The organism is Methylobacterium sp. 092160098-2 (genome assembly GCF_028920805.1).
In the GTDB taxonomy this organism is placed as follows: Bacteria; Pseudomonadota; Alphaproteobacteria; order Rhizobiales; family Beijerinckiaceae; genus Methylobacterium; species Methylobacterium fujisawaense.
On the sequence record NZ_JAQPZJ010000001.1, the window covers coordinates 3,159,655 to 3,185,742 of the forward strand.

The 26,088-nt window shown below is 69.3% G+C and carries 24 protein-coding genes; 19 read left to right on the top strand and 5 right to left on the bottom strand.

Going from position 1 to position 26,088, the window contains the following annotated elements:
• Nucleotides 1-303: 303 nt before the first annotated feature.
• From ettA to PQI07_RS14905, 4 genes are all read right to left on the bottom strand, one after another.
• Entirely contained in the window at nt 304-1,956 is a 1,653-nt protein-coding gene (ettA, locus tag PQI07_RS14890; RefSeq protein WP_043354390.1) for an energy-dependent translational throttle protein EttA, read from the bottom strand.
• Nucleotides 1,957-2,138: 182 nt separating this feature from the next.
• Entirely contained in the window at nt 2,139-2,441 is a 303-nt protein-coding gene (locus PQI07_RS14895; protein WP_043758810.1) for a hypothetical protein, read from the bottom strand.
• A gap of 8 nt (nt 2,442-2,449) precedes the next feature.
• Nucleotides 2,450-3,331: a DNA/RNA non-specific endonuclease gene (locus PQI07_RS14900; RefSeq protein ID WP_078947301.1), complete on the bottom strand. Its 882-nt coding sequence runs from the start codon at nt 3,329-3,331 to the stop codon at nt 2,450-2,452.
• Nucleotides 3,331-3,585: a hypothetical protein gene (locus PQI07_RS14905; RefSeq protein ID WP_274926866.1), complete on the bottom strand. Its 255-nt coding sequence runs from the start codon at nt 3,583-3,585 to the stop codon at nt 3,331-3,333. The genes PQI07_RS14900 and PQI07_RS14905 overlap by 1 nt, the downstream gene beginning before the upstream one ends.
• A 202-nt stretch (nt 3,586-3,787) precedes the next feature.
• Here PQI07_RS14905 and dxs point away from each other — a divergent pair, with 202 nt between their 5' ends.
• From dxs to dxr, 15 genes are all read left to right on the top strand, one after another.
• Nucleotides 3,788-5,767 (top strand): 1-deoxy-D-xylulose-5-phosphate synthase, encoded by a 1,980-nt coding sequence (dxs, locus tag PQI07_RS14910; protein WP_274926867.1) that lies wholly within the window; start codon nt 3,788-3,790, stop codon nt 5,765-5,767.
• Between the two features lie 312 nt (nt 5,768-6,079).
• Nucleotides 6,080-6,829 (top strand): pyridoxine 5'-phosphate synthase, encoded by a 750-nt coding sequence (locus PQI07_RS14915; RefSeq protein WP_274926868.1) that lies wholly within the window; start codon nt 6,080-6,082, stop codon nt 6,827-6,829.
• Nucleotides 6,826-7,236: a holo-ACP synthase gene (gene acpS, locus PQI07_RS14920; RefSeq protein ID WP_043382779.1), complete on the top strand. Its 411-nt coding sequence runs from the start codon at nt 6,826-6,828 to the stop codon at nt 7,234-7,236. Before PQI07_RS14915 ends, acpS begins: the two co-directional genes overlap by 4 nt.
• 191 nt (nt 7,237-7,427) lie before the next feature.
• Nucleotides 7,428-8,213: a signal peptidase I gene (gene lepB, locus PQI07_RS14925; protein ID WP_100793996.1), complete on the top strand. Its 786-nt coding sequence runs from the start codon at nt 7,428-7,430 to the stop codon at nt 8,211-8,213.
• Nucleotides 8,210-8,989, top strand: coding sequence for a ribonuclease III (gene rnc, locus PQI07_RS14930; RefSeq protein ID WP_100793995.1), 780 nt, complete (start codon nt 8,210-8,212; stop codon nt 8,987-8,989). Before lepB ends, rnc begins: the two co-directional genes overlap by 4 nt.
• Complete coding sequence (gene era, locus PQI07_RS14935) at nt 8,986-9,984, top strand: GTPase Era (RefSeq protein ID WP_043351189.1); 999 nt, start codon at nt 8,986-8,988, stop codon at nt 9,982-9,984. The genes rnc and era overlap by 4 nt, the downstream gene beginning before the upstream one ends.
• Nucleotides 9,985-10,133: 149 nt before the next feature.
• A complete protein-coding gene (locus PQI07_RS14940; RefSeq protein ID WP_043351191.1) occupies nt 10,134-11,039 on the top strand; it encodes a class I SAM-dependent methyltransferase in 906 nt (301 codons plus the stop codon).
• Nucleotides 11,036-11,776 (top strand): pseudouridine synthase, encoded by a 741-nt coding sequence (locus PQI07_RS14945; protein WP_274926869.1) that lies wholly within the window; start codon nt 11,036-11,038, stop codon nt 11,774-11,776. The genes PQI07_RS14940 and PQI07_RS14945 overlap by 4 nt, the downstream gene beginning before the upstream one ends.
• A gap of 265 nt (nt 11,777-12,041) precedes the next feature.
• Nucleotides 12,042-13,109, top strand: a complete 1,068-nt coding sequence (locus tag PQI07_RS14950; RefSeq protein WP_012320390.1) for a 30S ribosomal protein S2 — start codon at nt 12,042-12,044, stop codon at nt 13,107-13,109.
• A 118-nt stretch (nt 13,110-13,227) separates the two neighbouring features.
• Complete coding sequence (gene tsf, locus PQI07_RS14955; protein WP_043382788.1) at nt 13,228-14,154, top strand: translation elongation factor Ts; 927 nt, start codon at nt 13,228-13,230, stop codon at nt 14,152-14,154.
• A 115-nt stretch (nt 14,155-14,269) separates the two neighbouring features.
• Nucleotides 14,270-14,413: a hypothetical protein gene (locus PQI07_RS14960; protein ID WP_158498464.1), complete on the top strand. Its 144-nt coding sequence runs from the start codon at nt 14,270-14,272 to the stop codon at nt 14,411-14,413.
• Nucleotides 14,414-14,611: 198 nt separating this feature from the next.
• A complete protein-coding gene (gene pyrH, locus PQI07_RS14965; RefSeq protein ID WP_043351203.1) occupies nt 14,612-15,334 on the top strand; it encodes a UMP kinase in 723 nt (240 codons plus the stop codon).
• 115 nt (nt 15,335-15,449) lie between these two features.
• The gene (gene frr / locus PQI07_RS14970) at nt 15,450-16,013 is read left to right on the top strand and encodes a ribosome recycling factor (protein WP_043351205.1); all 564 of its coding nucleotides are present in this window, start codon (nt 15,450-15,452) and stop codon (nt 16,011-16,013) included.
• Between the two features lie 20 nt (nt 16,014-16,033).
• Complete coding sequence (locus PQI07_RS14975) at nt 16,034-16,891, top strand: phosphatidate cytidylyltransferase (protein WP_043758800.1); 858 nt, start codon at nt 16,034-16,036, stop codon at nt 16,889-16,891.
• 19 nt (nt 16,892-16,910) lie between these two features.
• Nucleotides 16,911-18,089, top strand: a complete 1,179-nt coding sequence (gene dxr / locus PQI07_RS14980) for a 1-deoxy-D-xylulose-5-phosphate reductoisomerase (protein WP_043351207.1) — start codon at nt 16,911-16,913, stop codon at nt 18,087-18,089.
• Between the two features lie 9 nt (nt 18,090-18,098).
• Here dxr and PQI07_RS14985 read toward each other — a convergent pair whose 3' ends face one another.
• Entirely contained in the window at nt 18,099-18,737 is a 639-nt protein-coding gene (locus tag PQI07_RS14985) for a TetR/AcrR family transcriptional regulator (RefSeq protein ID WP_179697041.1), read from the bottom strand.
• A 138-nt stretch (nt 18,738-18,875) separates the two neighbouring features.
• On the opposite strand from PQI07_RS14985, the gene PQI07_RS14990 reads away from it, so the two are divergent.
• The 4 genes from PQI07_RS14990 (at nt 18,876) to bamA (ending at nt 26,048) form a co-directional block, all read left to right on the top strand.
• The gene (locus tag PQI07_RS14990; RefSeq protein ID WP_274926870.1) at nt 18,876-20,117 is read left to right on the top strand and encodes an HlyD family secretion protein; all 1,242 of its coding nucleotides are present in this window, start codon (nt 18,876-18,878) and stop codon (nt 20,115-20,117) included.
• Nucleotides 20,118-20,125: 8 nt separating this feature from the next.
• Nucleotides 20,126-21,736 (top strand): DHA2 family efflux MFS transporter permease subunit, encoded by a 1,611-nt coding sequence (locus PQI07_RS14995; protein WP_274926871.1) that lies wholly within the window; start codon nt 20,126-20,128, stop codon nt 21,734-21,736.
• A 166-nt stretch (nt 21,737-21,902) separates the two neighbouring features.
• Nucleotides 21,903-23,057 carry a M50 family metallopeptidase gene (locus PQI07_RS15000; protein ID WP_043351211.1) on the top strand — a complete coding sequence of 385 codons (1,155 nt, stop codon included), beginning with the start codon at nt 21,903-21,905 and terminating at the stop codon, nt 23,055-23,057.
• A gap of 420 nt (nt 23,058-23,477) precedes the next feature.
• Complete coding sequence (gene bamA, locus PQI07_RS15005; protein WP_053609505.1) at nt 23,478-26,048, top strand: outer membrane protein assembly factor BamA; 2,571 nt, start codon at nt 23,478-23,480, stop codon at nt 26,046-26,048.
• The last annotated feature ends 40 nt before the right edge of the window (nt 26,049-26,088 follow it).

The following is a 26,088-nucleotide window of genomic DNA, read 5'->3' on the forward strand; positions in this document are numbered from 1 at the left end:
TGCCGTCCCGGTCCCCGGGGTGGCACGCTCCGGCTCTGCAAGCGCTCCGGGAGCCCGCGCATCCGCCTTTCCCCCCGGGCGCAGGGGGGCACGACATCCGATCTCCCGGTCGCTCCGGCAATCTGCATCGCCGGAGCGCCGCAGAGGCTTTGAACCGAGGTCAGGGACCGCGCGACCGGCCGATGGATTCCTCCCGGCCGTGTTCAGAGCGTACCCGGGCGAGGTCCAGGGCTGGACCTCGCCCGGGTACGGCTATTCGGTTCCGGTCTCGCCGTTACGGCCCCGGAACGACGGGGCCGGTCCTCAGCGCGAGAACCGCTTGTACTTGATCTTCTTCGGCATGATCGAATCCGCTCCGAGCCGGCGCACCTTGTCGGCTTCGTATTCGGAGAAGTTGCCCTCGAACCATTCCACGTGGCTGTCGCCCTCGAAGGCGAGGATGTGCGTCGCGATGCGGTTCAAGAACCAGCGATCGTGGCTGATGATGACGGCGCAGCCGGCGTAGTCCTCCAGCGCGTCTTCGAGGGCGCGCAGGGTCTCCATGTCGAGGTCGTTGGTCGGCTCGTCGAGGAGCAGCACATTGGCGCCGCCCTTCAGGGTCCGCGCGAGGTGCACCCGGTTGCGCTCGCCGCCCGAGAGCGTGCCGACCTTCTTCTGCTGGTCGGGCCCCTTGAAGGCGAAGGCCGCGCAATAGGCACGCGAATTGATTTCGCGCTTGTTGAAATAGATGATGTCGTTGCCGCCCGAGACCTCCTGCCAGACCGTGGCGTTCGGATCGAGGGCGTCGCGGGACTGGTCGACGTAGCCGAGCTTCACCGTCTCGCCGATGTCGATCTTCCCGTTGTCGGGCTTCTCCTGGCCGGTGATCATCTTGAACAGCGTGGTCTTGCCGGCGCCGTTCGGGCCGATCACCCCGACGATGCCGCCCGGCGGCAGCTTGAACGACAGATCCTCGATCAGCAGCCGGTCGCCGAACGCCTTGCTGAGATGCTCGAACTCGATGACGTTGTTGCCGAGCCGCTCGTCGATCGGAATGACGATCTGGGCCGCGGCGTCGATTTTCTGCGCCTGCTTGGCCACCAGCTCCTCGTAGCGGGTGATGCGGGCCTTCGACTTGGACTGGCGCGCCTTCGGGGAGGCGGCGATCCACTCCTGCTCGCGGGCGATGGAGCGCTGCCGGGCCATGTCCTCACGGCCCTCCTGCTCCAGGCGCTTCTGCTTCTGGACCAGCCACGCCGAATAGTTGCCCTCGTACGGGATGCCCTTTCCGCGATCGAGCTCCAGGATCCAGCTCGTGACGTTGTCGAGGAAGTAGCGATCGTGGGTCACGATCAGGATCGCGCCGGGATACTGGCGCAGGTGGCCCTCCAGCCAGTTCACCGTCTCGGCGTCGAGGTGGTTGGTCGGCTCGTCGAGGAGGAGCAGTTCCGGCTCCCACAGGAGGAGGCGGCACAGGGCGATGCGGCGCCGCTCGCCGCCCGACAGGGTGGCCACCGGCTGCTCGTCGCTCGGGCAGCCCAGGGCCTCCATGGCCTGATCGACCTTCGAATCGAGCTCCCAGAGACCTAGCGACTCGATCCGGTCCTGGAGCTCGGTCATCTCGTCGGCCGTCTCCTCCGAGTAGTTCATGGCGAGTTCGTTGTAGCGGTCGAGCATGGCCTGCTTCTCGGCCACGCCCTCCATCACGTTCTCGCGGACGGTCTTGTTCGGATCGAGCTGGGGCTCCTGCGGCAGATAGCCGACGCGCGCACCCTGCGCGACCCAGCCGTCACCGGTGTATTCCTTGTCGAGGCCCGCCATGATCTTGAGCAGCGTCGACTTGCCGGCGCCGTTGATGCCCAGGACGCCGATCTTGGCGTCCGGGTAGAACGACAGGTTGACGTTATCCAGGACCTTCTTGCCGCCGGTATAGGCCTTGGTCAGGCCCCGCATGTGGTAGATGAATTCGCGAGCCATCGCGGATCGTCCTCGGCGCGTTGTTCGGGACTGCGCGGATCGTGCCAGCGGCACGGGTCAGGCACGGGGCATCAGTCCCCGTCCTGGACGCGCGTCCCTAAGATATAGGAATGACCCTGTCGGAGTATCAGGCCCGCCGGGAAGCGGCAAGGACGGCCCGGCCGTCGCCGGGCGCCGATCTCTCAGGCGAACGGGTTCTTCACCGATCGCGGCGGCGCGTCCGGCGCCTCCGCCACCGCTTCGGGCAGATCGGAGGCCTCCAGGGTCTTCACGATCGCGTCCAGCGTCTTCCGGAGAAGCCGGGCCTGCTCCAGCCCGGTCCTGTCGCGGGTGATGTCGAGGGATCCGTGCAGGGCGATCCGGTCCGTGCCGTTCTCGAAGCTCAAGCTGCCGATGGTGCGCACGCCGGCATCGTCCGCGAAGGGCGTGAAGGCTTTCGGATCTTCCGTCGCGCCTCCGGAGGCGCGTTGCGTGTCCTTGGGCATGGGTCCTCTCAGAAGAACGAACGCAGCAGGTCGCGCAGGAATTTCCGCGCCGCTCGGGCCAGCTCGCGCTCCAGCCATTCCTGCCAGGTCTGCTCGTGCCGGGGCCGGCGCTCGTCCGCGCGGGCGGAGGCCTGGGGATCCGGGAGGCTCATCGCGGTCGCGCGAGCCGCTTGCGGCAGGCCGGGAAAGACGTCGATGCCGGATTCCCGGCGCAGATCGTCGATCGACAGCACGCGCCAATCCTTCGAATCGTCGTTCCGGGCGAGGTATGCTCCGGCCTCGCCGCTGGCCGGATCGTAGAGGGCCTTGAACAAGTGGGTCGGGACGAGCACGCCGCCCTTGATCTGCTGCACCGCGTCGCCGGAGAAGATCACCCCGGTGACCACGAAGAGCGCACCGCGCCGGCTGGTCAGGCGCCGGGTGCCCTCCTCGATATCGGCCCAGAGCCCCCGGTTCAGGACCCGGTTCTGCGGCGTGATGTTGGCGAGGCTGAACGACTCGGCCTGGGCGCTTGCCGTCGGCATGTCGCCGGCCGGCGCGAGATGGCCCCGGTCGAACCCACTGCGGACATAATCCTCAAGGGCGGCGCGCTGGTCTTCCGGCAGGCGCGCCTCTTCGTGGAAGGAATCGTCGCGTGCCACCGCGCGGGCCGCGGCGATGCTGGCGCGGGTGAGGTGCTCGGCGGCGTAGAGGGGCGTGCGGGTCACGCCGGAATGCAGCACCGCGAAGGCCTCGAAGCACAGGGGGGTCGCCCGAACGGCGAGCTTCGGATTGGTGAGGACGGGCATCCGCCCATCGGCGAACAGCCCCGGACAGGCATCCTGGGCGCCGACCGGAACCGATCCGAGCGCGAGAACCAGGGCTGTGGCGATGAGAGCCGGCGCGCGCATCACCAGCAGACGCGGACCCGGCGCACACCCTCCGGGGTCGGGCGATCCCGCCAGGCGCAGGGCCGGCCGAGGGTGCCGTTGAACGGGCGGACATCGCGGTCCGGGCCGCCCGGGGCGACCCGGGCCGGGCACTTGCCCAGGAAGTTGCACGCGAAGTCGAGATTGCCGTCCAGCGGCTGCGCCGCGGCGTAAGCTTGACCGTAAACCGTAATCGCGAGCGCGAGCAGGATTGTGCACAGACGAGCCGGATTCAAAGGCGAACCTCTTGTGGCGTTAAGGGCACGTGATTCAAAAAAGCGACGGCCCGACATTGATCGCGCCGCCGTTCATCCGTACCTGGCACTATCATGACAGCGGCGGACGGGCGGGTTCTAGCATGAACGCGTGCTCCCGGGGTGCTGGCGTTGCGGTTGCCACGGGCCCGTGACGGAGCCGTCGCCATATTCGAACGAACGGATGCGACCATTGGCACTCTCCCCTGAGCAATCGGCGTTGCTGGACCGTGTCCCGAATCCTGCGGCGCTGCGGCGTCTTCCGGAATCGGATCTTCCGGCTGTTGCGGAGGCGGTGCGCGCCGAGATGATCGACGCGGTGTCGATCACCGGCGGCCATCTGGGCTCGGGGCTCGGCGTGGTCGAGCTGACGGTGGCGCTGCACCACGTGTTCGACACCCCCGACGACCGCATCGTCTGGGACGTCGGCCACCAGTGCTACCCGCACAAGATCCTGACCGAGCGCCGCGACCGCATCCGGACCCTGCGCCAGGGCGGGGGGCTGTCGGGCTTCACCAAGCGCAGCGAGAGCGTCTACGACCCGTTCGGCGCCGCCCATTCCTCGACCTCGATCTCGGCGGCGCTGGGCATGGCGGTCGCGCGCGACCTCGACAACGCCACCGCCAAGGTGAAGGGCCGCCCGCAGAAGCGCCGCAACGCCATCGCGGTGATCGGCGACGGCTCGATGTCGGCCGGCATGGCCTACGAGGCGCTCAACAATGCCGGCGCCCTGCACTCGCGCCTGATCGTCATCCTCAACGACAACGACATGTCGATCGCCCCGCCGGTGGGCGCCATGTCGGCCTATCTGGCGCGGCTGGCCTCGGGGGGCGCCTACCAGTCCCTGCGCGAGACCGCCAAGCAGCTCGGCAAGCTGCTGCCGAAGGCGCTCTACCAGCGCGCCGCGGCGGCCGAGGAATACGCCCGCTCGCTGGTGGTCGGCGGCGGCACCATGTTCGAGGAGATGGGCTTCCACTATGTCGGCCCGGTGGACGGGCACAATCTCGACCACCTGCTGCCGGTGCTCAAGAACGTCCGCGACGCCGAGCACGGCCCGATCCTGCTGCACGTCGTCACCCAGAAGGGCAAGGGCTACGCGCCGGCCGAGGCGAGCGCCGACCGCTACCACGGCGTGGTCAAGTTCGACGTGATCTCGGGCGTGCAGGCCAAGGCCAAGCCGAACGCGCCGGCCTACACGCGGGTGTTCGGCGAGAGCCTGATCAAGGCGGCGGATGCCGACGACAAGGTGGTGGCGATCACCGCGGCGATGCCGGGCGGCACCGGCATCGACCTGTTCGGCAAGGCGCATCCGGACAAGACCTTCGACGTGGGCATCGCCGAGCAGCACGCGGTGACGTTCGCGGGCGGGCTGGCCACCGAGGGCTACCGGCCGTTCGTGGCGATCTACTCGACGTTCCTGCAGCGGGCCTACGACCAGGTGGTGCACGACGTGGCGCTGCAGAACCTGCCGGTGCGGTTCTGCCTGGACCGGGCGGGTCTGGTGGGCGCGGACGGGGCGACGCATGCCGGCGCGTTCGACCTGGCGTATCTGTGCTGCCTGCCGAACATGACCGTGATGGCGGCCTCCGACGAGGCCGAGCTGGTGCACATGGTGGCCACCGCCCACGCGCATGATTCGGGGCCGATCGCCCTGCGCTACCCGCGCGGCGAGGGCGTGGGGGTCGAGCTGCCGGAGCGGGGCGCGGTCCTGACGATCGGCAAGGGCCGGGTGGTGCGCCGGGACGCGGAGGCGCGGGTGGCGATCCTCAGCCTGGGCACGCGGCTGGCCGAGGCCTCGAAGGCGGCGGACACGCTGTCCGAGCAGGGCGTGGCGGTGACGGTGGCGGATGCGCGGTTCGCCAAGCCGCTGGACGAGGCGCTGATCCTGGATCTGGCGCGGGACCACGAGGTCCTGCTGACGATCGAGGAGGGCTCGCGGGGCGGGTTCGGCGCGATGGTGCTGCACCTGCTGTCGGAGACGGGGGCGCTGGACGCGGGCGGGGTCCGGGTGCGGACGCTGACGCTGCCGGACACCTACCAAGACCACGACAGCCCCGAGAAGATGTACGCCGAGGCGGGCCTCGACGCCAAAGCCATCGTCAAGGCCGCCCTCGATGTCCTGCCCGAGCGGAAGGACGGCCGGTCGCGCCTGCGCCTCGCCTGAGCGGGAGGGCCCTTCGGCCCCTTGGATGACCGGGCGGGCCGCCTGTCGGGAAGGCCCGCCCAGGGATCTTGCTCCCTCGGCGCCGCCAATCCCGGCGGCGCCAGATCCCCGGAGTGACGATCCTCGTCCCCCGGATCGCCGTCTTCCGCGATGACGGGCGCGCCAGCCGATCGGTAAGTGTCGCGGCCCCGGCCGTCTTGCCGGCGCGCGCGATCCTCCGCATATCGCCGACACGGGGTGAGGGCGCGCCGCGCCTTCCGAACCCTGCCGGTAAGCCTGTCGCATCGCGCCGACACGGGGACGAACGAGCGGATGACCTCCGAAAAGCTGCGCCTCGGCGTCAACATCGATCACGTCGCGACCGTCCGCAACGCCCGCGGCGGCGATTACCCGGACCCGGTGCGGGCGGCGCTGCTCGCCGTCGAGGCGGGCGCCGACGGCATCACCGCGCATCTGCGCGAGGACCGGCGCCATATCCGCGACACCGACATCGCCGCGCTGAAGCGCGGACTGTCCGTGCCGCTCAATTTCGAGATGGCGGCCACCGACGAAATGGTGGCGATCGCGCTGGCCACGCGGCCCCATGCCGCCTGCCTCGTCCCGGAGAAGCGCGAGGAGCGCACCACCGAGGGCGGGCTCGACATCGTCGGCGGCCGGGAGCACCTCGCGCCGCGCATCCGGACCCTCGCGGAAGCCGGTATCCGCGTCTCGCTGTTCGTCGAGCCGGAGCCCGCGGTGATGGACGCCGCCCATGCCCTGGGGGCGCCGGTGGTCGAGTTGCACACGGGCAGCTACTGCGAGGCCGCCCTTGAGGACGATGAGGGCCGCACGGCCCACGAACTCGCCCGCCTCCGGCGCGCAGCCGAGCACGGGGCCGGCCTCGGCTTAGAGATCCATGCGGGTCACGGGCTGACCCTCGGCAGCGTCGGGCCGGTGGCGGCGCTGCCGCAGATCTGGGAGCTCAATATCGGCCATTCGCTGATCGCCGACGCAATCTTCGTGGGGCTCGACCAAGCGGTGCGCGACATGCGGGCCGCCATGGATCGGGCCCGGCTCGCATGATCGTCGGGATTGGGTCGGATCTCTGCGACATCCGTCGGATCGCCCGGACCCTGGAGCGGCACGGCGCGCGCTTCACCCACCGGGTCTTCACCGAGGGCGAGCGGGCCCGCTGCGACCGGCGGGCCGCCCGTGCCGAGGGCTACGCCCGACGCTTCGCCGCCAAGGAGGCCTGCGCCAAGGCGCTGGGCACGGGTTTCAGCGCCGGCGTGTTCTGGCGCGACATGGAGGTGGTGAACCTGCCCTCCGGACAGCCGACCCTCCGGCTGGCGGGCGGTGCGGCCGCGCGGCTCGCGGACCTTCTGCCGGCCGGACACGCGGCGCGCCTGCATGTGAGCCTCACGGACGATCCACCGATGGCACAAGCCTTCGTGATCATTGAAGCCCTGCCGGTCTCTGTCGCCGGTTGAGGCGGCCATCGCGGATTAGCCGGCCCCGGTCGCGCGTTGCGGGGGGCTCGCGCATGGTCTAGACCGCCGCCTACAGCGGACACGATTGCGGCGCATTCCTCGGGCCAACCGCACATCAGCAAGCCGCGCGCGGCGGGGCTGCGCCCCGCTGGCGGCAGGTGACGAACCTCAACCAAAGACGGAACGCGCGCGTGGATTACGACGGCAAGCCGCTCAGGAAACCCGCCGAGACCGGCACCTGGGCCAGCATCCGCGAGACGCTGAAGGTCGGCATCCAGGCGCTGCTGATCGCCCTGGTGGTGCGGACGCTGCTGTTCCAGCCGTTCAACATCCCCTCAGGGTCGCTGGTGCCGACCCTGCTGATCGGCGATTACCTGTTCGTATCGAAATATTCCTACGGATACTCCAAGTACTCGCTGCCGCTGTCGGAATACATTCCGATTCAGGCCGAGGGCCGGATCTGGGGCGCCGATCCGAAGCGCGGCGACATCGCTGTGTTCAAGCTGCCCAAGGACAATTCGACCGACTACATCAAGCGCGTGATCGGCCTGCCGGGCGACAAGATCCAGATGATCGACGGCGTGCTCAACATCAACGGCAAGGCGGTGAAGCGCGAGCGGATCGCCGATTACGAGACGACCGATCCCTACGGGCAGCCCACCAAGGTGCCGCAATATATGGAGACCCTGCCCAATGGCGTGGTCCACCGGGTGATCGAGCGCGACGGCGATAATGGTTTCTGGGACAAGACCGAGCTGTACACGGTCCCGCCCGGTCACTTTTTCATGATGGGCGACAACCGCGACAACTCCACTGATTCGCGCGACCTCGCCAATGTCGGCTACGTGCCCTTCGCCAATCTGGTCGGGCGCGCCGAGATGATCTTCTTCTCGATCGACGAGGGGACCCCGGCGTGGCAGGTCTGGAACTGGCCGGCCCACGTGCGCTGGTCGCGCCTGTTCACGACGATCCATTGACCGGTTCGGACTTGGACGACGCCGCGCAGCCCCGGGCCAACGCCCGATCCCGTCGGGCCCACAAGCCGCGGCCGCCCCTGAGCGCGCTCGAGGAGCGGATCGGGCACAGCTTCGCCGATCAGGACCTGCTCACCCGTGCCCTGACCCATACCAGCAAATCCAGCGGTCGGGGCGGCAGCTACCAGCGCCTGGAATTCCTCGGCGACCGGGTGCTCGGGCTCGCGGTCGCCGATCGCCTTTACGGCGCCTTTCCGGAGGCCGACGAGGGCGATCTCTCCCGGCGGCTCGCCGCTCTGGTCCGGCGTGAGACCTGCGCGGTTGTGGCCGCGTCCTGGGAGGTCGGACCGCACCTGATCCTCGGCCAGGGCGAGGTGATGGGTGGCGGCCGGCGCAATCAGACGATCCTCGCCGACGTCTGCGAGGCGATCCTGGGGGCGATCTACCTCGACGCCGGCTTCGACGCCGCCCGGGCGGTGGTCGAGGCGCATTTCCGCCCGGGCGAGCCGACGGCTGCGGCACGGGGCCGTGACGCCAAATCGGCCTTGCAAGAATGGGCCATGGGCCGCAGCCTGCCGATCCCCACCTATGCGGTGGTGGAACGCACGGGTCCCGACCACGCGCCCCGGTTCCGCATCGCCGTCCAGGTCGAGGGCCTCGAGCCCGGTCTCGGCGACGGCACCTCGAAGCGGATCGCCGAGCAGGCCGCCGCCCGGGCGCTGATGGAGCGAGAGGGAATCGGAGCCTCCGCGGATGCGGGGCCGACGGAGACAGCATGAACACGCACGAACCGGACGATCACGACGCGCAGGACGGCCCCGGCGCCATGCCGGGCCAGGAGCCCGCGCGCGATCCGTCCATGCTCCCGGGCACGCCCGCCGACGCCCGGGCCGGCTTCGTCGCGCTGATCGGCGTGCCGAATGCCGGCAAGTCGACCCTGCTCAACAACCTCGTCGGCACCAAGGTCTCGATCGTCTCCCGGAAGGTGCAGACGACCCGGGCGCTGGTGCGGGGCATCCTCATCGAGGGCTCGGCCCAGGTCGTGCTCGTCGACACCCCCGGCATCTTCGCGCCCAAGCGCCGCCTCGACCGGGCGATGGTGCATTCGGCCTGGAGCGGCGCCGCCGATGCCGACGCGGTCTGCCTGCTGGTCGATGCGCGCAAGGGCGTCGATGCGGAGGTGGAGGCCGTGCTCGGGCGGCTCGGCGAGGTGAAGCGCGAGAAGCTGCTGATCCTCAATAAGATCGACCTGATCCCGCGCGAGCGCCTGCTCGACCTCGCCGCCAAGCTCAACGCCGCGGCGCCCTTCGCCGAGACCTTCATGATCTCGGCGCTGAACGGCGACGGCGTGGACGATCTGCGCCGCGCCCTCGCGGCCCGGATGCCGCCGGGCCCCTGGCTCTATCCGGAGGATCAGGTCTCGGACGCGCCGCTGCGCATGCTCGCCGCCGAGATCACCCGCGAGAAGATCTACGACCGGCTTCACGAGGAACTGCCCTATCGCTCGACGGTGGAAACCGACCAGTGGCAGATCCGGCCCGACGGGTCGGTTCGGATCGAGCAGACGATCTTCGTCGAGCGGGAGAGCCAGCGCTCCATCGTGCTCGGCAAGGGCGGCCAGACCATCCGGTCGATCGGGCAGGCGGCCCGCGTCGAGATCGCCGAGGCGGCCGACGCCAAGGTCCACCTGTTCCTGCACGTGAAGGTGCGGGAGAACTGGGCCGACGATCCGGCCCGCTACCGCGAGATGGGCCTCGAATTCCCGCGCGGCTGACGACGGGGCCGCGCCCGGGAGGCTGGGCTTCCCGGCCGGTTCCGGTATAAGCGCGGTGTTCCCCCGGATGAACCGAGTCGGGCGCGGGCTTGCCCCGCTCCGCCGCGGATTCGCGTTCCGGCGTTGGCTCTCCAGATCCCGAACCGTTCATGCGCCATGCCGTCTACGGCCTGCCGCCGGCCGACCTCGCTGAGGTTCCCGGCGACGCCGTCCAGCTTTCCCCCATGATCCCCGGCGCCGCACGGCTTGAGGATCTGTCCGAGAACAGCCTCGACGCGGCCACGGTGCTCGCGCCGCCCGGAACGGTCGAGCGGCGCTACGTGCTGGCCCAGGTGCTGCGCGCCCTCGGGCCGGGCGGGCGCATGGTCGCCCTGGCCCCGAAGGACCGGGGCGGCACCCGTCTCGCCAAGGAACTCACGACCTTCGGCTGCGCCGCCGCCGACCAGCCGCGCCGGCATCACCGGATCTGCACGGCGGAGCGTCCGACAGAGCCGGCCGGACTCGCCGAGGCGATCGACGAGGGCGGTCCGCGCCATGTCGACAACCTCGCCCTGTGCACGCAGCCCGGAATCTTCTCGTGGGACCGGCTGGATGCCGGCACGGCGCTGCTCCTGGCGAATCTGCCGGCCTTCAAGGGCCGCGGCGCCGATTTTGGCTGCGGCCTCGGGATCCTGTCCCGAGCGGTGCTGGGCTCGGACGCGGTCACCGCCCTGACGCTGGTGGAGATCGACCGCCGGGCCGTCGAGATGGCCCGGCGCAACGTCGCCGACCCGCGGGCCACGATCCACTGGGCGGATGTCCGGACGCCCGGCGTGGTGCCGGACCAGCTCGACTTCATCGTCACCAATCCGCCGTTTCACGAGGCCGGAACCGAGGACCCGTCCCTCGGCCGCGCATTCATCGCCCGGGCATCCGAGGTTCTGCGGCCGGGCGGCACGCTCTGGCTGGTGGCCAACGCGCATCTGCCTTACGAGGCGCCCCTGCGCGCGGCGTTCCGGAGCGTCTCCGTCGCCGTGCAGGCGAACGGCTTCCGCGTCTACGAGGCGCGCCGGTGAGCGCAGCCAAGTCCGTCCGGCTCGACAAGCTCCTCGCCAATCTCGGCTACGGCTCGCGCCGCGAGATCCAGACCCTCGCCCGCGCCGGCGCGATCCGCCTCGATGGCGCGGATCTGGTCGATGCCGGCGACCGGATCGCCCTCGACCCGGATCTGCCGGACCGGCTGACGATCGACGGCGCGCCCGTCGATCCGCTGCCCGGCCTGTGTCTGATGCTGCACAAGCCGCTCGGCGTGACCTGCTCGCACAAGGAGGCCGGTCCGCTGGTCTACGGGCTTCTGCCGGAGCGCTGGCGCCGCCGTGACCCGCCGCTCTCGACCGTCGGGCGGCTCGACAAGGAGACCTCGGGCCTCCTGCTGCTGACCGACGATGGCGCTCTGCTGCACCGGATCATCAGCCCGAAGGCGCAGGTGGCCAAGCGCTACCGTGTCACCCTCGACCGGCCGCTGAGCGGCGGGGAGGCGGCGGTCTTCGCCGCCGGCACGCTGATGCTCGAGGGTGAGGACCGCCCGCTGCTGCCGGTGCACCTCGACGTCGCCGATGCCACACATTGCGCGGTGACGCTGACGGAGGGCCGCTACCATCAGGTCCGCCGGATGTTCGCCGCCGTCGGCAACCACGTCACGGCCCTGCACCGGGATCGGGTCGGCGGCCTCGACCTGCCGGCGGATCTGGCGGCGGGGGATTACCGGGTGATGACCGCCGGGGACGTGGCGGCGGTGTTTGCGGCTGCGTGAGCCGTCCCGTGTTCGAGGGCGACCAGCGCGGCGACCGGGCAAGATTGACGCAAGATTGACGATTGCGCCGACGACGGCCGGGGCCTGGATGCCGATCGCGCGGGCCCCATTCCGCACCTTGCCTTCGCACCCGGCCTCTGCTAAGCGCCGGCCCATCCCACACGCGGAGCCGGCCTCATGCCTGAATGAGGCGTTTCCGGTGGTCGTCCGAGATCTCGGCCGGCCGCATCCCTCCGCGGCGGATATAACCGGAGAGTACACAGACATGGCCGTCGATTTCTCTATGCGTCAGCTCCTCGAGGCGGGGGCGCATTTCGGTCACCAGGCGCACCGCTGGAACCCGAAGATGCAGCCCTACATCTTCGGAACGCGCAACAACATCCACATCATCGACCTGGCCCAGACCGTGCCGGCGATGCACCAGGCGCTGCAGGCGGTGAGCGACACCGTCGCCAAGGGCGGCCGCGTGCTGTTCGTCGGCACCAAGCGCCAGGCGGCCGACACGATCGCCGAGGCGGCCAAGCGCTCGGCCCAGTACTATGTCAACTCCCGCTGGCTGGGCGGCATGCTCACCAACTGGAAGACGATCTCGGGTTCGATCTCGCGCCTGCGCAAGGTCACCGAGACGCTGGAGACCGGCGGCCCGGGCCTGACAAAGAAGGAGCGCCTGATGCTCTCCCGTGAGAAGGAGAAGCTCGAGAAGGCGCTGGGCGGCATCAAGGACATGGGCGGCGTCCCCGACCTGCTGTTCGTGATCGACACCAACAAGGAGCAGCTGGCGATCAAGGAGGCGAACCGCCTCGGCATCCCGGTGGCCGCCATCGTCGACACGAACTGCAACCCGGACGGCATCAGCTACATCGTCCCGGCCAACGACGATGCGGGCCGCGCCATCGCGCTCTACTGCGACCTGATCGCCAAGGCCGCCATCGACGGCATCTCGCGCGCCCAGGGCTCGTCGGGCATGGATCTCGGCGCCTCCGAGGAGCCGATGGCCGAGGAGCTGCCCGCCAACGACGACGCGGCCGTCACGGTCGAGTCCGACGCCCTCGACCCGGCCGACGTGGCGATGCTCGCCGAGTCGACCGAGCATTTCGAGCTGCTCGCCGCCCCGCGCGGCGCGCCGGACGACCTGACCAAGCTCAACGGCGCCGGCCCGCAGATCGTCCAGAAGCTGAACGACGCCGGCATCTACCACTACTGGCAGCTCGCCGCGATGACCCCCGAGGACGTTGCCAAGGTCGATGCCGACCTGAAGCTCAACGGCCGCATCGACCGCGATTCGTGGGTCTCGCAGGCCCGTGGCTTCGTCGAGGCCGCCGCCGCAGCCTGATCCATCGGGACTCCGCGGCGGCACCGTCATCGGGCCGTCGCGGTTCCAGGCATACCGGGCCCGGCCGCTCACCCGCGCGCCGGGCCTCTCGCATCCAGACCACACGAAAGGGACCGCCATGGCCAACATCACCGCCGCGATGGTGAAGGAGCTCCGGGAGAAGACCGGCGCCGGCATGATGGACTGCAAGGGCGCGCTCAACGAGACGCAGGGCGACATCGAGGCCGCCGTCGACTGGCTGCGCAAGAAGGGGCTCGCCAAGGCCGCCAAGAAGGCCGGCCGCGTCGCCGCCGAGGGCCTCGTGGCCGTCGAGTCCGCCGGCCACCACGCCGCCGTGGTCGAGGTGAACTCCGAGACCGACTTCGTCGCCCGCAACGACGCCTTCCAGGCCTTCGTCCGCGAGGCCGCCAAGATCGCGCTCAACACCGACGGCACGCTGGAGGGTCTGCAGGCCGCCCATTTCCCGGGCGCCACCGAGACCGTCTCCGAGAAGCTGCAGAACCTGATCGCCACGATCGGCGAGAACATGAACCTGCGGCGCGTGGCCAAGCTCGAGGTCAAGAAGGGCGTGATCGCCTCCTACGTGCACAACCAGATCTCCGAGGGGCTCGGCAAGATCGGTGTGCTCGTGGCTCTCGAGTCCGAGGGCGACGTCGAGGCGCTCTCGGCCCTCGGTCGCCAGATCGCCATGCATGTCGCGGCGACCAACCCGGTGGCGCTCGACGCCTCGGGCGTCGACACCGCCACGGTGGAGCGCGAGTCGAACATCCTGCGCGAGAAGAACGCCGGCAAGCCGGACCACGTCCTCGCCAAGATCATCGAGAGCGGCCTGAAGAGCTACTACAAGGAGGTCACCCTCCTGGAGCAGCCCTTCGTGCACGACGGCTCGAAGACGGTGAGCCAGGTTCTCAAGGAGGCCGGCTCGAAGGTCGGCGGTCCGGTCACCCTGACGGGCTTCGTGCGCTACGCCCTCGGCGAGGGCATCGAGAAGGAAGAGGGGCCGGACTTCGCCACCGAGGTCGCCCAGCAGGCCGGCCGCGCCTGATCATCGTCCGCGATCGCCCGGCGCGCCGGGCCGCAGAGAGACGAGCCCCGTCCGGCGCGAGCCGGGCGGGGCTTCGCATTTTCGGGCGCGCCAAAGCGTTCCACGCCGGACCGTGTTGCGGCGCACACGCCGTTTCGCGGCGCTGCGCTATGTCGTGCCCATGCCTTTGAAACCCTTCTCCTACCTGATGATCGGCGTGTTCGCCTCAGGTCTCGTTATGACCGTTCTCGGCGCCGTCGGCGTCCTGACCGGCAGCTGAAAACCGGGTGCCGGCCTGATCCACGATCAGGCCGGCGCCTCGCCCGTTGACGGATGGTCCTACCGGGATTGGGCCATCTCTCCCGTATGATTCGACCGATGTGCCCCGCCGGATCGGCCCGAACCCCTCGACGGAACTCCCGCGCCTGACGTAGAAGCCTCCCGGTTTGCGCGACGCGGGATGGAGCCGGGAAACCCGATGCCGGATACGACGCCGTTTCGCCGGATATTGCTGAAGCTATCGGGCGAGGCCCTTGCAGCCCCTGACGGGTACTGGTTGCATCCGCCGACCCTGGCGGGGCTCGCCGAGGACATCGCCCGTACCATCGAGGCCGGCGCCGAGATCGCCATCGTGGTCGGCGGCGGCAACATGATCCGCGGAGCGCGGATCTCGGCGGCCGGCTGGATCGACCGGGCCACCGGGGATTCGCTGGGGATGATGGCCACCGTCATGAATTCCCTGGCTATCGAGACCGCCCTGAACGCCGCGGGCGTCCAGGCCCGCACCATGTCGGCGGTGTCGATGCCGACCATCTGCGAGACCTACGCCCGCCAGCCGGCCTTGCACCACCTCGACAAGGGGCAGGTGGTCGTCCTCGCGGGCGGCACCGGGAACCCGTTCTTCACCACCGACACCGCCGCCGTCCTGCGCGCCGCCGAATTGCGCTGCGACGCGGTTCTGAAGGCGACGCAGGTCGACGGCGTTTACACGGCCGATCCCAAGAAGGATCCGAGCGCGACCCGCTACGACCGCATCACCCATGACGAGGCCATCGCCCGCGATCTCAAGGTGATGGACACGGCGGCCTTCGCGCTGGCCCGGGAGAGCCGGCTGTCGATCCTCGTCGGATCGCTCCATCCGCCGAGCTCGATTGCCGGCATCCTGTCGGGCGAGGCCCCCTCGACCCTCGTGGCTCCCTGACGACGCGGCTGTGATGCCGCCGCGACCGTTTGCGGCCCTGAAAAAATTCGTCCATTGAGGCCGCGATTGCCCGCGCCGGGCTCAAGATACCGTCAGACGTCTCGGGACGACCACCATGGCCACACCGGAATTCGATCTCAACGACCTCAAGCGCCGGATGCAGGGCGCCGTGTCCTCGCTCTCGAAGGATCTCGGTTCGCTGCGCACCGGGCGCGCTACGCCGTCGCTCCTGGATCCGATCCAGGTGGATGCCTACGGATCGATGATGCCGATGGCGCAGGTCGCCACCGTCAGCGTGCCGGAGCCTCGGCTCCTGTCGATCTCGGTCTGGGACCGCAGCATGGTCACCGCCGTCGAGAAGGCGATCCGCGAATCCGATCTCGGACTCAACCCGCAGACCGAGGGGCAGACCATCCGGCTCCGCATCCCCGAGATGAACGAGCAGCGCCGCAAGGAGATGGTCAAGGTCGCCCACAAGTACACCGAGGAGGCCCGCGTCGCCGTGCGCCACGTCCGCCGGGACGGCCTCGACCATCTGAAGAAGCTCCTGAAGGACAGCGCCATCTCGGAGGACGACGAGAAGCGCCAGGCCGCCGACGTGCAGAAGGCGACCGACCAGTTCATCGCCGAGATCGACGGCGTGCTGGCCTCCAAGGAGAAGGAGATCATGCAGGTCTGAGGCGAAGGGACGGGACGCGCGTGACCGCCGCCGCCGCACCGGCCGCGCGTCCCTCGGGACGGCGCGAGCTGTGGCTGCGCGTCGCCTCGGGCCTCGTGCTCGGAGCCGGCGTGCTGGCCGCACTCGTCTATGGGGGCTGGCCCTTCGCGGGGATCTGGCTCGCCGCCGGCATCATCGGATTCGGCGAGTGGATGGTGATGAGCCGCACCGAGCCCCGCGAGGTTCTGATCGCACTGGGCGCTGCGACGCTGGGCGCCCTGCTACTCTGCCAGCGCGGCGGTGCCCCGACACCGGCCTGCATCGCTGTCCTTGTACTCGGCGCCGCGGCCTGCGCCACGGTGGCGCGGACGCCTGGGGGCCGGTTCCGCGCGTTCGCCGGTGTGCTCGGCGCGGCGGCGATCGCGGCGGTGCCCGTGGCCCTGCGCGACGATCCCGCCATCGGTCTCGTCGGTCCGGCCTGGATGTTTGCGGTGGTCTGGTCCACCGACATCGCTGCCTATTTCGCCGGCCGGAAGATCGGCGGCCCGAAGCTGATGCCCCGGGTCTCGCCCAACAAGACGTGGTCGGGGGCCCTCGGCGGCCTCGTCGGCGCGGTCGCGGCCGGGACGCTGGTCCCGGTGGTCGCCGACCTTGCCGGGATGCCTCTGCCCAGCGCCGCCTCTCTGCCGGTTGTGGCAGGCGTCAGCGCGCTCGCCTCCGTCCTGAGTCAGGCGGGGGACCTGATCGAATCCGGTCTCAAGCGCCATTACGGCGTGAAGGATTCCGGAAAGATCATCCCGGGCCATGGCGGCGTCATGGACCGGCTCGACGGATTCTTCGCGGTCGCCGTGCTGGCGGCCCTCTATCTCGCCCTTCGCGGGGGCGGTCTGATCGCGTGACGATGAGGGAGTTGAACCCGTGACCCAGGTCGTCACCGTCTTCGGCGCCACCGGCTCGATCGGCCGTTCCACCGCCGACCTCCTCGCCCAGCATGCCGACCGGTTCCGGGCCGGCGCCCTGGTGGGGGGCAAGGATCCCGTCGCCCTGGCCAAGGTCGCGCGGGAGCTGAATGCGTCCTTCGCGGCACTGGCCGATGAATCCGCCGGCCCGGCCCTCGCCGAGGCCCTGTCGGGCTCCGGCATCCCGAGCGGGGCGGGGGAGGCCGCCGTCATGGAGGCGGCCGCCCGCGACGCCGACATCGTCGTGGCGGCGGTGAGCGGGGCGGCGGGGCTGAAATCGACCCACGCCGCCCTTCGGCTGGGCCGCAAGGTCGCGCTCGCCAACAAGGAGAGCCTCGTCTGCGCCGGCGACGCCTTCATGCGCGACGCCGCGCGCTACGGCGCCACGATCCTGCCGATGGATTCCGAGCACGACGCCCTGAGCCAGGCGCTGGCCGGCCGGCCGCTCGCCGACGTCCGCACCATGATGATCACGGCCTCGGGCGGCCCGTTCCGGACCTGGACCCGCGAGCGCATCGCCGCCGCCTCCGCGGCCGAAGCGGCCGCTCATCCGACCTGGTCGATGGGCATGAAGATCAACATCGATTCGGCGAGCCTGATGAACAAGGGCCTCGAACTGATCGAGGCGCACCATCTGTTCGGGATCGAGCCCGAGCGCCTGGACGTCGTGGTGCATCCGCAATCGGTGATCCACGGCCTGGTCTACTGGCTCGACGGGGCGGTGACCGCCGAGCTGGCGCTGCCCGACATGCGCGTGCCGATCTCGCACTGCCTCGGGCTCGGGGACCGGCTCACCATCGAGCGCGGTCGGCCCCTCGACCTCGTGACGCTGGGTTCGCTCACCTTCGAGGCGGCGGACGAGGCGCGTTTCCCCTGCCTGCGGATCGCCCGGGCGGCGCTGGCCGCCGGCGGCGCGGCGCCGACCGTGATGAACGCGGCCAACGAGATCGCGGTGGCGGCCTTCATTGCCGGCCGGATCGGCTTCTACGGGATCAGCGATCTGGTCGAGCGCGCCTGCACGCACTTCGCCGGCTCATACCGCACCGCACCGGCCGACGTGGACGAGGCGCTCGCCATCGACGCCCACGTCCGGATCTGGAGCGCCGAGGCCCTGCCGGAGCTGCGCGCCGCCGGCTGAACCCCCGCCTCAGCGCGCCTGGCCGTAGCCGGCCAGGAACACCCGCACCGCCTCGTCGATCTGATGGCGCATCTCGGCCTCGCCGGCGATGCCGCCTGCCGCGAACAGCAGGCGCGTCAGCAGACCGGCCTGGCAGAGGTGCAGGAAGTGTCGGGCCGCGAGTTCGGTGTCGGCGATGGTCAGGCGTCCCGCCTGGACCTGCGCGTCGAGATAGCGGGAGAGGCGGTCGACGCCGCAGGCCGGACCGGCCTGATAATAGACCTGCCCGAAGCGGGGAAACTTCTCGCTCGCACCGATCACCATGCGAACCAGCGAGACATGCTCCGGCCGGCACATCTCGGTCAGGAAGCTCACCCCCAGCCGCGTGAGCACGCCCGGCACATCGGGATCATCCGCATCGAGCGTGAACAGGGCTTCGGCGAGGCTGGCCTTCTCCTGCGTCGTCAGCGCCTCGAATAGCGCCTCCTTGCTCTCGAAATAGACGTAGAGCGTGCCCTTCGAGACGCCGGCCGCGCGGGCGATCTCGCCCATGCTGGCACCGTCGAACCCCGCCGACAGGAACACAATCCGCGCACCCTCGAGGATCTGCTGCCGCTTGTCGCCCTCGTGCTGGGCCTGACCTCGCTCCAGAACCGCACCCTGAGCCATCGTCCCGCTCCGCGCCCGTGGCGCCGCCACGCTTGACCGAACCGTTCGGTCAACATAATCTGCGGCTTCTGCGGAGGCACGTCAAGCCGTGCCTCGTGATTGACCGAACCGTTCGGTCATTGAGGTCGAGGCGCTGATATGTCCCTTCGCGAGGACGCGGATCGGCTCAATTCCGGTGTCGAGGCCGGAATCGAGGCCAGAGACGAGGAGCGCGCGGAGCATCCTGCGCAGGCCTCAGTCACGGCACCTCTGCCGAAGCCCGTGCCGGACGAGGCGGTCCCGGCGCGCAAGCGTCCCGTCAGGCGGCTCCTCCTGCTCGGCCTCCTGACGGCCGCACTTGGCGGCGGCGCCTATGAAGGGTGGCAGTGGTGGACCGTCGGGCGGTTCTTCGTCTCGACCGACGATGCCTACGTCCAGGCCGACATCTCCGTCCTCGCGGCCAAGATCCCGGGCTACCTCCAGTCGGTCCCGGTGGTGAACGGCCTCGCGGTGAAGAAGGGCGACGTCATCGCCCAACTCGACGACGGCGACTATCGCCTCGCGCTCCAGGCCGCGCAGGACAAGCTCGCCACGCAGGAGAGCACCATCGCGCGGATCGCCCGGCAAGCCGAGGCGGCCCAGGCGCAGGTCGCACAGGCCGCCGCGCAGCTCGACGCGAGCCGCGCCGACGCCGTTCGCGCCCAGGCCGATTTCACCCGGTCGATGCAGATGCAGGCGGATTACGTCGCCAAGTCGCGCATCGACCAGACCCGCGCCGACCGCGACCGCACCGAGGCATCCGTCAAGGCCATGGAGGCCGGCCTCGTCGCGGCCCGCGCCAATGTCGACGTCCTCCAGGCGCAGAAGCGCGAGGCGGAGAGCCTCGCGGCGGAACTCCGCACCGCCGTCGACCGGGCCCGCCGCGACCTCGACTTCATGGTGATCCGCGCGCCCTTCGACGGGGTCGTCGGCAACAAGGCCGTCGAGGCCGGCGCCTATGTCGGGCCCGGCACGCGGATCGCCGCGCTCGTCCCGCTCCAGAGCGTCCGGATCGACGCGAACTTCAAGGAGACCCAGGTCGAGCGCATGCGTCCCGGCCAGCCCGTGACCGTCACGGTCGACGCCTATCCGGATCGCGAGATCCACGCCGTGGTGGAATCGTTCTCGCCGGCCTCCGGCTCGGTGTTCAGCCTGCTGCCGCCCGACAACGCCACGGGCAACTTCACCAAGATCGTTCAGCGCCTGCCCGTCCGGGTGAGGGTGCCCGAGGACGTCGCCCGCGAGGGCCTGCTGCGGCCGGGCCTGTCGGCGGTGGTGCGGGTCGATACCCGCATCGGCGCGGACCGCTCCGTCCTCGACCGCGCTTCCGCGCCGCGGCCGGTCAACACCGCGAGCCGCTGAGACCCGCGATGGCCGCCAGTGCCGCCACCTCCGCGGGCGATGCCGCCGCCCCGACGCGCGGCGTGACGGCCCGCGCCGCTGAGCCGCCCCTCGACCGCCGCCGCATGGTGGCGTTCGTCTGCATGGTCTTCGGGATGTTCATGGCGATCCTGGACATCCAGATCGTCTCGGCCTCCCTGAACGAGATCCAGGCCGGCCTCTCGGCCTCCGGCGACGAGATCCCCTGGGTCCAGACCAGCTACCTGATCGCCGAGGTCATCTCGATCCCGCTCTCCGGCACCCTGTCGCGGGTGCTCTCGACGCGCTGGATGTTCGCCATCTCGGCGGGCGGCTTCACCCTGATGAGCCTGATGTGCGCCACCTCCTCGTCGATCGGCGAGATGATCGTCTGGCGGGCGCTCCAGGGCTTCATCGGCGGCGGCATGATCCCCACCGTGTTCGCGGCGGCCTTCACGATCTTCCCGCCCTCGAAGCGGACCATCGTGTCGCCGATGATCGGGCTCGTGGCGACGCTGGCGCCGACGATCGGCCCGACGGTGGGCGGCTATCTCACCGATCTCATGTCGTGGCACTGGCTGTTCCTGATCAACGTCGTGCCGGGCATCTTCGTGACCGTCTCGACCTGGATCCTGGTCGATTTCGACGAGCCCAATTACGGCCTGATCAAATCGTTCGACTGGGCCGGTCTCGCCTTCATGGCCGGCTTCCTCGGCTGCCTGGAATACGTGCTGGAGGAGGGGCCGAACCACGATTGGTTGCAGGACGAGGCGGTGTTCGCCTGCGCGGTCATCTGCGGGACGTCGGCGTTGCTGTTCTTCTGGCGGGTCTTCACGGCGAAGCAGCCGATCGTCGATCTGAGGGCCTTCTCGGACCGGAACTTCGCCAGCGGGTGCGTGGCGAGCTTCGTGCTGGGCATCGGGCTCTACGGGCTGACCTACATCTATCCGGTCTATCTGGCCCGGGTGCGCGGCTACTCGGCGCTGATGATCGGCGAGACGATGTTCGTCTCAGGCCTGTGCATGTTCGCCACCGCCCCCATCGCCGGCCGGCTTTCGGGCAAGGTCGATCCCCGCATCATGATGGGCATCGGCTTCGTCGGCTTCGCCTGCGGCACGTGGATCGTCACCGGCCTGACCAAGGACTGGGACTTCTACGAGCTGCTCCTGCCCCAGATCCTGCGTGGCTGCTCGCTGATGCTGTGCATGATCCCGATCAACAACATCGCGCTCGGGACGTTGCCGCCGGCGCGGATGAAGAACGCGTCGGGGCTGTTCAACCTGACCCGCAACCTCGGCGGTGCGGTCGGCCTCGCGCTGATCAACACGATCCTCAACGACCGGTGGGACCTCCATCTCGCGCGGCTGCACGAGCGCTTCACCTGGGCGAACACGGCCGCCCTGGAACGCCTCGACACGATGCAGCGCGGCTTCGAGGCCTATGGCAGTGCCGCGTCGGGCATGGCGCTGAAGGCGATGACCAACACCGTGCGGATCCAGGGCCTGGTCATCGCCTTCGAGGATGTATTCCTGGCCCTGACGGTCCTGTTCCTGGCGATGGCCTGCGCCGTTCCCATGATCCGGCGGCCCCAGGCCGGTGCGGGCGGCGGGGCCGGCCACTGACGGGCTGCCCCGATCCCGGGCGGTCGGCGGGTGCGGAATCGGACCGCGCGTGCGACCTTCCGCAGCCGCCCCGCAGGATTGCGTTGGCGGTCGGCCCCGCCGATCTGCTAGACAGGGCGGATGGCCGGCCCGAGAAGCCGGCGCCGAGACGGCCAGGATACGGCGTATGGACTTCCTCAACGCGATGGGCGGAACCGCCGGCGGCTTCTTCGGCGCAGTGATTCCGTTCCTATTCGTGCTCACCGTCGTGGTGTTCGTGCACGAGATGGGCCACTTCCTGGTCGGGCGCTGGTGCGGGGTCGGGGTTCACGCCTTCTCGCTCGGCTTCGGCCCCGAGCTGTTCGGCTTCAACGACCGCCGCGGCACCCGCTGGAAGCTCTGCGCCATCCCCCTCGGCGGCTACGTGAAGTTCCACGGCGACGTGAACGGCGCCAGCATGCCCGATCCCGAGGCCGTCGCCCGGATGAGCCCGCAGGAGCGGGCGATCAGCTTCCCGACCCAGCCCGTGTCCAAGCGCGCGGCGATCGTCGCCGCCGGCCCTGTGGCGAACTTCATCCTGGCGATCCTGCTCTTCGCCGGCGCGATCTGGCTGGGCGGCCGCTACGAGCTGCCCGCCCGGGTCTCGTCGGTGGAGCCGAACAGCGTCGCCGCCCAGGCCGGCTTCCAGCCCGGCGACGTGATCACCGCCATCGACGGCGAGAAGATCGGCGACTTCAACGCCATGTACCGCACGGTGACCGGCAGCGCCGGGACGCCGCTGACCTTCACGGTGGAGCGCAACGACCAGCCCATCACGATCCAGGCGACGCCCGCCACCTTCGAGGAGAAGACGCCGTTCGGCCGCCACCGGATCGGCCGGCTCGGCATCCGGTCGCCCGCGGGCTCGGAGGCCCGCCTCGTGACTTATGGGGCGCTCGATTCGCTCAATCTCGGCGTGAAGGAGACTTACTTCGTCGTCGAGCGCACCTTCTCGTATCTCGGCAAGCTCGTCACCGGCCGGGAATCCGCCGACCAGCTCTCGGGTCCGATCGGCATCGCCCGCGTCTCCGGCGAGGTCGCCAAGACCGGCGGCGTCGGCGGTCTGGTCGGGCTCATCGCGCTGCTCTCCGTCTCGATCGGCCTGCTCAACCTGTTCCCCGTGCCGTTGCTCGATGGCGGACACCTGCTGTTCTACGCCTTCGAGGTGGTGCGCGGCCGTCCGCTCAGCGAGCGGGCCCAGGAGATCGGATTTCGTATCGGTCTCGCCCTGGTGCTGATGCTGATGCTGTTCGCCGCCTGGAACGACATCCTCAATCTCGGCGCCTCCTGGCGGAACACCTGATTGGGGGCCGGCGGGATCCTGTGATTCCGCCGGATCTCCACCGGAAAGGCTGCCCCAATCCCGCCGCGGTCTCGCCCGGACGCCGCCCGGATGGCACCGCTCCGACGGGGTGAAACCGGGTTAAGATCCTGTTCACGGGATCGCGATCGGGTCTGAAAACCTCCGACAGTCCAGACATTTACGTGGCGTTCACCACGATCTGCGGTTTGTCTTCATGCTGACCGCACCGTTAAGTGGCGCGAAGGCCACGACCCCCCAAAATCCCCTGACGATGGCCTCCCGCGCGTTTGCTTGGCTGGGGAATCCCGGTAAGAGCTACGCTTGGACCGAAGCCACGCTTGGACCAGGTGACGGGACGGCCGATCAACGGTCGCCTGTGACGGGCTAACCCCCGCGACCAGAACAGAAACGGGCGATTGCATGATGTCGTTGACGGGGAAGCCCCGACGTAAGTCGGTGCGGAAAACCATCGTCCTAGTCACTGCGGGTCTTGGCGTTGTCCTGAGCGGGGCCGCCCAGGCGCAGCAGATCGTCGTCCAGGGCAACCAGCGCGTCGATGCCGACACGATCCGGTCCTACGTGACCGGGACGGCGTCCGGCTCCGCCGAGGAGGCCCGCCGCAACCTGCTCGCGAGCGGGATGTTCTCCGACGTGAAGGTCGCCCAGTCGGGTGGCCGCACGGTGGTGACAGTCCGCGAGAACAACCTGATCAACCGCGTTGTCTTCGAGGGCAACAAGAAGGTCGAGAAGGCGACCCTCGAGGGGATCGTCGAGGCCAAGGCCCGCGGCCCGTACAGCGAGGCGATCATCAACGCCGACCTCGCGCGCATCCGCGACGTCTACAAGCGCTTCGGGCGCGGCACCGCCAAGGTGACCTACCGGACGGTCGACCTGCCCAACGGCCGCGTCGACGTGATCTACCAGATCGACGAGGGCGATAAGACCGGCATCCTCTCGATCAACTTCGTCGGCAACAACGCCTACTCGGAGCGGACGCTGAAGGGGCTGATGAGCTCCTCGGAGATGAACTTCCTGTCGTTCATCAAGACCTCCGACGTCTACGATCCCGACCGCATCACCAACGACCTCGACCAGGTCCGCCGCTACTACCTGAAGAACGGCTACGCCGACTTCCAGGTGGTCAGCGCCGACGCACGCTACGTCGAGGGCGACAAGTCCGGCTACGTCATCACCATCACGGTGAACGAGGGCGAGCAGTACAAGGTAGGCGCGGTCCAGGTGGATTCGCGTCTGCCGGGCCTCGACACCACGAAGCTCGACACCGACATCGCCACCTCCGTGGGCGACATCTACAACGCCGACGACGTCGAGAAGACGCTCAACAACGTCACCCGTGAGGTCAACCGCGCCGGCTACCCCTTCGCGCAGGTTCGCCCGACCGGGCAGCGCGATCCGGCCAGCCATCAGGTCTCCCTGGGCTTCGTGGTCGAGGACGGCCCGCACGTCTACGTCGAGCGCATCAACATCCGCGGCAACACCCGCACCCGCGACTACGTCATCCGTCGCGAGCTCGATATCGCCGAGGGCGACGCCTACAACCGCGTGCTGACCGACCGCGCCGAGCGGCGCCTGAACGGTCTCGGCTTCTTCAAGAAGGTCCGCTTTTCCAACGAGCCGGGCTCGGCCCCGGACCGCGTGGTCATCAACATCGACGTTGAGGATCAGCCCACGGGTTCGTTCTCGGTGGCGGGCGGCTACTCCACCCAGGACGGCATCATCGGCGAGGTCTCGGTCTCCGAGTCGAACTTCCTCGGCCGCGGCCAGTACGTCCGCTTGGCCGGTACGGGTGGCCAGTACTCGCGCGGCGTCGACTTCTCGTTCACCGAGCCGTACTTCCTCGGCTACCGGCTGGCAGCGGGCTTCGACGCCTTCTACAAGTACTCCGACCTGACCCGGTACTCGCGCTACGAGACCACGGTGTATGGCGGCCAGCTCCGCCTCGGCCTGCCGATCACCGAGGAGTTCGGCATCACGCTGCGCTACTCGCTGTACAACACCGAGCTGAAGGTCCCGAACACCCTCAAGCGGCCGTACAACGACTGCTCGATCCCGATCCCGGGCTACACCGCCACCTACGCGGCGGGCACGATCGACCCGAATACAGGCCGGAACATCGGCGGCCAGTCGATCTACCCGAACTGCGCGTATGACGGCGAAGCCTCGATCGCCATCAAGGGTTCGCAGGGCAACACGCTGACCTCGCTGGCCGGCCTGACGCTCGCCTACTCGACCCTCGACGTGATCGGCGCGCCCCGCAACGGCCTCTACGCCGAGCTGAAGCCCGACGTCGCCGGCCTGGGTGGCGACTCCAAGTTCTTCCGCGTGACGGCCGATGCGCGGTACTACAAGGAGATCTTCGAGGACGTCGTCGGCTTCATCCGCTTCCAGGGCGGCCACATCTCGTCGCTCAACAACGACCCGCTGCGGGTGACCGACCAGTTCTTCCTCGGCCCGTCGCTGGTCCGCGGCTTCGCACCGAACGGCATCGGTCCGCGCGACGTCGGCATCGCCGATGCTCGCTCGAACGCGATCGGCGGCTCGACCTATGTGGGCGGTACCCTCGAGGTGCAATTCCCGCTGCCGGCCGTGCCGCGCGATCTGGGTCTGAAGGGCGCTCTGTTCGCCGATGCCGGCACGCTGTTCGGCTATCACGGCCAGCGGAACTTCAACGTGAACGGCGACGCGTTCATCAACGGCATCTCGCCGACGACCGGGAAGTGCAACTTCAACGCCTTCACGATCGGCGTGGAGCCGGAATGCGTGAACGTCCGCGACACGGCGGCGATCCGCTCCTCGATCGGTGCGTCCATCCTGTGGAACTCGCCGCTCGGCCCGATCCGGTTCGACTACGCCTACGCTCTGACGAAGGACGAGGGTGAGAAGGTGTTCGTCCCGGCCCTCGGCAAGTACGGCCATATCGGCAAGGATCAGACCCAGGCGTTCCGCTTCTCCGGCGGCTCGCGCTTCTGATAAAAATTGCGCGCGCCGGCCGGGTTGTCCCGGCCGGCGC

Excerpts from the sequence above, each read along its gene's own strand:
- ettA (WP_043354390.1), bottom strand. The coding sequence starts at position 1,956 with ATGGCTCGCGAATTCATCTACCACATGCGGGGCCTGACCAAGGCCTAT.
- PQI07_RS14895 (WP_043758810.1), bottom strand. The coding sequence starts at position 2,441 with ATGCCCAAGGACACGCAACGCGCCTCCGGAGGCGCGACGGAAGATCCG.
- PQI07_RS14900 (WP_078947301.1), bottom strand. The coding sequence starts at position 3,331 with ATGCGCGCGCCGGCTCTCATCGCCACAGCCCTGGTTCTCGCGCTCGGA.
- dxs (WP_274926867.1), top strand. The coding sequence starts at position 3,788 with ATGCGACCATTGGCACTCTCCCCTGAGCAATCGGCGTTGCTGGACCGT.
- PQI07_RS14915 (WP_274926868.1), top strand. The coding sequence starts at position 6,080 with ATGACCTCCGAAAAGCTGCGCCTCGGCGTCAACATCGATCACGTCGCG.
- acpS (WP_043382779.1), top strand. The coding sequence starts at position 6,826 with ATGATCGTCGGGATTGGGTCGGATCTCTGCGACATCCGTCGGATCGCC.
- era (WP_043351189.1), top strand. The coding sequence starts at position 8,986 with ATGAACACGCACGAACCGGACGATCACGACGCGCAGGACGGCCCCGGC.
- PQI07_RS14940 (WP_043351191.1), top strand. The coding sequence starts at position 10,134 with ATGCGCCATGCCGTCTACGGCCTGCCGCCGGCCGACCTCGCTGAGGTT.
- PQI07_RS14950 (WP_012320390.1), top strand. The coding sequence starts at position 12,042 with ATGGCCGTCGATTTCTCTATGCGTCAGCTCCTCGAGGCGGGGGCGCAT.
- tsf (WP_043382788.1), top strand. The coding sequence starts at position 13,228 with ATGGCCAACATCACCGCCGCGATGGTGAAGGAGCTCCGGGAGAAGACC.
- pyrH (WP_043351203.1), top strand. The coding sequence starts at position 14,612 with ATGCCGGATACGACGCCGTTTCGCCGGATATTGCTGAAGCTATCGGGC.
- frr (WP_043351205.1), top strand. The coding sequence starts at position 15,450 with ATGGCCACACCGGAATTCGATCTCAACGACCTCAAGCGCCGGATGCAG.
- PQI07_RS14985 (WP_179697041.1), bottom strand. The coding sequence starts at position 18,737 with ATGGCTCAGGGTGCGGTTCTGGAGCGAGGTCAGGCCCAGCACGAGGGC.
- PQI07_RS14990 (WP_274926870.1), top strand. The coding sequence starts at position 18,876 with ATGTCCCTTCGCGAGGACGCGGATCGGCTCAATTCCGGTGTCGAGGCC.
- PQI07_RS14995 (WP_274926871.1), top strand. The coding sequence starts at position 20,126 with ATGGCCGCCAGTGCCGCCACCTCCGCGGGCGATGCCGCCGCCCCGACG.
- PQI07_RS15000 (WP_043351211.1), top strand. The coding sequence starts at position 21,903 with ATGGACTTCCTCAACGCGATGGGCGGAACCGCCGGCGGCTTCTTCGGC.
- bamA (WP_053609505.1), top strand. The coding sequence starts at position 23,478 with ATGATGTCGTTGACGGGGAAGCCCCGACGTAAGTCGGTGCGGAAAACC.